Below are 1,478 nucleotides of genomic sequence, written 5' to 3' on the forward strand. Positions count from 1 at the left end.
TACTCCAGCCCGGGTTCGAGATGTAGATGGCTGGCGATGGGCCGGTTGGGTGTGGTGCTGGTCGGCGCGGCGGCGGGCATGGTGACGGCCGCCGCGTGATGATCACTGGTTTGTGAAGACAAATGACAAGCTCGCGACGGCCGCTGGGCACAGCGTAGACGTCGCCGGGTGGCTCGAGGAGTTCGACTCCGGGTTCGCGTGCATCGCGGGCCGGTTCGGCCGGGTCGAGCCACGCAGACAGGCCCGGACGTTTCTGCTCGGGTTGCTGTCCGATGTGGACTCCCGGAACTGCTGGTCCCTCGCGGAGCAGTCCGGAGATGTTTCACCGCGACGGATGCAGCGGCTGCTGGGCGAGGCGGTCTGGGATGCTGGGAAGGTCCGCGACGACCTTCGCGGCTATGTGGCAGCGACGTTGGGCGACCCGCAGGGTGTCCTGGTCCTAGACGATACCGGTGATCTGAAGAAGGGCGCCGACACGGTCGGGGTGCAGCGGCAGTACACCGGGACCGCCGGGCGGATCGAGAACGCGCAGGTCGCGGTGTTCCTGGCCTACGCCACCGCGGCGGGGCGGGCGCTGATCGACCGGGAGCTCTACCTGCCGCGTAGCTGGACCGACGACCGCGCTCGGTGCGCCGCAGCCGGTGTCCCGGACGACGTCGGGTTCGCGACCAAGACGGTCCTCGGCCGGCGGATGCTCGCCCGGGCGTTCGACGCGGGGATCCCGGCCGCGTGGGTCACCGCGGATGAGGCATACGGCGGTGACCAGTCACTCCGCAAAGATCTGCAGCACCGCGGGATCGGGTACGTCCTGGCGGTGGCCAAGAGCCACCACGTCGTGATCGCCACCGCTGGGGAGGTCCGGGCCGACACCGTGGTCGCGGACCTTCTTCCGTCCAGGGCCTGGCAGCGGCTCTCAGCGGGCGCCGGCGCGAAAGGCGAACGGGACTACGACTGGGCCTGGATCTCCATCACCGCCCCGGCCGCGGAGCAGCCCGGGCAGCACGCCCTGCTGGTCCGCCGCCGGATCAGCGACGGGGAACTGGCCTACTACCGCTGCTACTCCCCGGAACCGGTCACCCTCAAGGCCCTGGTCCGGGTCGCCGGGATCCGGTGGATGGTCGAGGAATGCTTCCAGGCCGGGAAAGGCGAAACCGGCCTGGACCAGCACCAGGTCCGACGCTGGAAATCCTGGCACCGCTACACCACCCTGGTCATGCTCGCCCACGCGATCCTGACCGCGATCACCGTCACCGCCGGCGCCACCCACGACCCGGCCGACGACCTGATCCCGCTGACCGTCAACGAAATCCGGCACCTCTTCGCCAAACTCGTCCTCACCCCAACCCGGACCGCCGCATACTGGCTGACCTGGTCAGACTGGCGCCGACGCCACCAAGCCCGCGCCAAAATCAGCCACTACCGCCGCCGCCAGACCATCGACAACCATGCCTAGATAACGAACCCGGGCTGGAGTACTA

General features: G+C 69.1%; 1 protein-coding gene. It reads left to right on the top strand.

The genetic code is table 11. The annotated features are described in order from the left end of the window. The first annotated feature begins 202 nt into the window (after positions 1-202). On the top strand, positions 203-1,453 hold the full coding sequence (locus ACIA8L_RS56340; protein ID WP_395918537.1) for an IS701 family transposase: 1,251 nt from the start codon (positions 203-205) through the stop codon (positions 1,451-1,453). The last annotated feature ends 25 nt before the right edge of the window (positions 1,454-1,478 follow it).

This window comes from Dactylosporangium sp. NPDC051541 (assembly GCF_044454505.1).
Taxonomy (GTDB): Bacteria; Actinomycetota; Actinomycetes; order Mycobacteriales; family Micromonosporaceae; genus Dactylosporangium.